Raw genomic sequence first — 4,108 nt, 5'->3', positions numbered from 1 at the left:
CTGAGCGAACGTCCGCCGGCGCTGCCAGGATGGTGTGGTGCACGCCTCCGAGAGCCCGTGGTGGAAGTCCGCCGTCGTCTATCAGATCTACCCGCGGAGCTTCGCGGACTCCGACGGCGACGGCGTGGGCGACCTCCGCGGCATCATCGGCCGCCTCGATCATCTCGCCCGCCTGGGTGTCGACGTCGTGTGGCTCTCGCCCATCTACCGTTCGCCGCAGGCCGACTTCGGCTACGACATCAGCGACTACCGCGACATCGACCCGCTGTTCGGCACGCTCGCCGACCTCGACGAGCTCATCGAGGGCCTGCACGCCCGTGGCATGAAGCTCGTCATGGACGTGGTCGTCAACCACACCTCCGACGAGCATCCGTGGTTCCTCGCGTCGCGGTCGTCCCTCGACGACCCGAAGCGCGACTGGTACGTGTGGCGCGACGCGCGCGACGGCGCCGAGCCGAACAACTGGGGGTCGTTCTTCGGCGGGTCGGTCTGGGAGCTCGACGAGGCATCGGGTCAGTACTATCTGCACCTGTTCGACCGGAAGCAGCCCGACCTGAACTGGGAGAACCCGGACGTGCGCGCGGCCGCGTACGACATGATGCGGTGGTGGCTCGACCGCGGTGTCGACGGGTTCCGCCTCGACGTCATCAACTTCATCTCGAAGGTCGAGGGGCTCCCGGACGCCCCGAACCCGACCGGCACGCGCTACGTGAACGCGTTCCAGATGTTCGCCGACGGCCCGCACGTGCACGAGTACCTCGCCGAGATGACCCGCGAGGTCTTCTCCGGCCGTGAGGGCCACATGACGGTCGGCGAGATGCCCGGCGTCACCCCGGAGGAGGCGCGGCGGTACACCGGCGCCGACCGCGGCGAGCTCGACATGGTCTTCCAGTTCGAGCACGTGCAGCTCGACCAGAGCCGATTCGACAAGTTCGACTATCTGGGGCTCGACCGGGCCGAGCTCAGAGACACGCTGTTCCGCTGGCAGCGGGAGCTCGCCGAGACGGGCTGGAACAGCCTGTACTGGAACAACCACGACCAGCCGCGCGCGGTGTCGCGGTTCGGCGACGACGACCCGCACTGGTGGCACCGTTCCGCGACCGCGCTGGCGACGGTGCTGCACGGCATGCGGGGCACGCCGTACGTCTACCAGGGCGAAGAGCTCGGCATGACGAACTACCCGTTCACGCGCGGCGACGAGCATCTCGACCCCGAGGCGGCCCGCTACTACGCGAACGTGGTCGAGCTCGGCCTCGACCAGGATGCGGCGCTCACCGGTCTCGCGAAGATCAGCCGCGACAACGCGCGCACGCCCATGCAGTGGGATGCCACGCCGCACGCCGGCTTCACCGCCGGCGAGCCGTGGCTTCCGGTCAACCCCAACCACGTGTGGCTCAACGCGGCGGCGCAGGTGGATGCCGAAGGCTCTGTGTTCGCGCACTACCGGTCGCTCATCCGCTTGCGCCACGAACTGCCGGTGCTGGTGGACGGCGACTTCGAGCCGCTCGTCGGCGCGGCCCCCGAGGTCTGGGCCTACACGCGCTCGACGGTGGACGCGTCGCTGCTCGTGATCGCGAACTGCGACCGCGAGCCGCGTCGGGTCGCCGTCGGGGACGACTGGGTCGGTGCGGAGCTGCTGCTCGCGAACGACGACGCGCCCGCCGTGCTCGACAGCCCCGAGGTCGAGCTCGACGGGTGGGACGCGCGCATCTACCTGCGCCGACGCTGACGCGAGCGCGGACTGCTACTCGAGGACGTCGGCGAGGTCGTAGGCCGCGACCGTCTCGAGCTGCTCGTACGTGCACGAGCGCGGGTCGCGGTCGGGGCGCCAGCGCTCGAACTGCACCGTGTGCCGGAAGCGCCAGCCCTCGAGCTGGTCGTAGCGCACCTCGAGCACGCGCTCGGGGCGCAGCTTGACGAACGACGAGTCGGCGCGGCCGGCCTGGAAGCGGGACTTCTCGCCCTCGCCGCGCAGCGCCTCTCCCTCGGCGTCGCGCTGGACGAGCGGTGCGAGCTCGTCGATGAGCTCGAGCCGGCGCTGGTTGCTCCACGCGGCGACGCCGCCGACGTTGTACAGCGTGCCGTCCTCGCCGTAGAGGCCCACCAGGAGCGAGCCGACGCCCTCGCCGGACTTGTGGATGCGGTAGCCGAGCGCGACCACGTCGGCGGTGCGGGCGTGCTTGATCTTGAACATCGTGCGCTTGCCCGGTGCGTACGGCGCGTCGAGGGGCTTGGCCACGACGCCGTCGAGGCCGGCGCCCTCGAACTCGGCGAGCCAGCGCCGCGCGAGGTCGGCGTCGAGCGTCGTGCGGGTCAGCGAGATCGGGTGCGGCAGCCCGCCGGCGAGGCCCTCCAGCTCCGCGCGGCGCACGCGGAACGGCTCGGGCTGCAGATCGCGCTCTCCGCGGGCGAGCAGGTCGAACGCGATGAACATGGCGGGCGTCTGCTCCGCGAGCAGGTTGACGCGGGACGCCGCCGGATGGATGCGCTGCGACAGCGACTCCCAGTCGAGCCGCCTGCGCCCGTCGCGGTCGATCGGCACGACGATCTCGCCGTCCAGCAGGCAGGGCTCGGGCAGCAGCCGCGCGCACGCCTCGACCAGCTCGGGGAAGTAGCGCGTGAGCGGCTTCGCCCCGCGCGACCCGATCTCGACCGACTCGCCGTCCCACGCGACCAGCGCCCGGAAGCCGTCCCATTTCGGCTCGAACGAGAGCCCTCCGGGGGTTCGTGCCGGATCGGGGATGGTCGGCACCGACTTCGCGAGCATGGGGGCCGGGATCTCGTACGCCATGCGACCATCCTGCCCCGGGCCGCCGACAGTCGGGAGGCCCGCACGCCACGAGCCGCGCCGAGGCGCGGAGGCACCGGCATCCGTGCGACGATCGGTGGGCACCCACCCGCCCGAACCGAGGAGGACCCGTGTCGTCCATTCCCGCCGAGGCCGCGCTCGAGCACATCCGTCGCCTGATCGCGTTCGACACGACCAGCCGCGACAGCAACCTGCCGCTCATCGAGCACGTGGTCGCGCTCCTGGCGGGCCTCGGCGTCGACGCGACGCTCGTACCCGACGACACCGGCGCGAAGGCGAACCTGTTCGCGACCTTCCCGGCGGCCGATGGCGGCGTCGACGGCGGCATCGTCCTCTCGGGCCACACCGACGTCGTGCCCGTGGACGGGCAGGCGTGGTCGAGCGAGCCGTTCGCGGCGCAGGTGCGCGACGGCCGGCTGTACGGCCGCGGAGCGTGCGACATGAAGTCGTTCATCGGCGTGGTGCTCTCGCGGCTCCCGGCGATCGCGGCGACGCCGCTCGCCGAGCCGATCCACCTCGCGCTCTCGTACGACGAGGAGGTCGGCTGCTTCGGTGCCGCCGACCTCGTGCGGGCGATGACGGATGCCGGACTCCGCCCGCGCGGCTGCGTGGTCGGCGAGCCCACCGGCATGCGCGTGGTCCGCGGGCACAAGTCGATCACCGTGATCCGCGTCGACCTCCGAGGGGTGGCGGCCCACTCCTCGCTCACGCCCGACGGCGTCAACGCGATCGCGCTCGGTGCGGAGTTCGTGCGCTTCGTCGAGCAGGTCGCCGCGGAGTTCCGCGAGAGCGGCCCCTTCGACGACGCCTACGTCGTGCCGTACACGACGGCCACCGTCAACCGCATCGACGGGGGCATCGCGGTGAACACGATCCCGGCGGCCTGCACGCTGACGTTCGAGTTCCGGGCGCTCGCCGCCGTCGACCTCGCCGCGACGATCGAGCGCTTCCGGGCGGAGGCGCAGCGGATCGGCGACGAGGCGGCCCGGCGGCATTCCGCCGCGGGCGTCGAGCTCACGGTGCTCGCCTCGGTGCCGGGCGTCGACACGGCGGCGGATGCCGGCATCGTCGGGCGCGCCGCCGACTGGGGCGGTGTTCCGTCGGACGGCAAGGTCACCTACGGCACCGAGGCCGGGCTGTTCGATCGCGCCGGCATCCCCACGGTCGTGTGCGGACCGGGGGAGATCGCCCAGGCGCACGCGCCGGACGAGTTCATCGAGCTCGACCAGATCGCCGCGTGCGAGCGCTTCGTCGATCGCCTGATCGACGACCTCCGCGTGCGCTGATCGCGCCGGCGCC

Annotated in this window: 3 protein-coding genes; 2 read left to right on the top strand and 1 reads right to left on the bottom strand. The window is 71.8% G+C overall.

The window, feature by feature from the left end; all coding sequences use genetic code 11:
* Positions 1-34 precede the first annotated feature (34 nt).
* Complete coding sequence (locus WML84_RS13365; protein ID WP_347346631.1) at positions 35-1,729, top strand: alpha-glucosidase; 1,695 nt, start codon at positions 35-37, stop codon at positions 1,727-1,729.
* A gap of 15 nt (positions 1,730-1,744) precedes the next feature.
* On the opposite strand, the gene WML84_RS13360 is transcribed toward WML84_RS13365, so the two are convergent.
* Positions 1,745-2,791: an ATP-dependent DNA ligase gene (locus tag WML84_RS13360; protein WP_347346630.1), complete on the bottom strand. Its 1,047-nt coding sequence runs from the start codon at positions 2,789-2,791 to the stop codon at positions 1,745-1,747.
* Between the two features lie 128 nt (positions 2,792-2,919).
* On the opposite strand from WML84_RS13360, the gene argE reads away from it, so the two are divergent.
* Positions 2,920-4,095, top strand: a complete 1,176-nt coding sequence (argE, locus tag WML84_RS13355; protein WP_347346629.1) for an acetylornithine deacetylase — start codon at positions 2,920-2,922, stop codon at positions 4,093-4,095.
* Positions 4,096-4,108: the final 13 nt, after the last annotated feature.

The sequence above is a fragment of the Microbacterium sp. genome (genome assembly GCF_039812165.1).
Taxonomy (GTDB): domain Bacteria; phylum Actinomycetota; class Actinomycetes; order Actinomycetales; family Microbacteriaceae; genus Microbacterium.
The sequence above is the reverse complement of the archived record's forward strand: the minus strand, read 5'-3'. Positions and strand labels throughout refer to the sequence as shown.

Bases quoted from the DNA above. Each gene is read 5' to 3' on its own strand.
- WML84_RS13360 (WP_347346630.1), bottom strand. From the start codon at position 2,791: ATGGCGTACGAGATCCCGGCCCCCATGCTCGCGAAGTCGGTGCCGACC.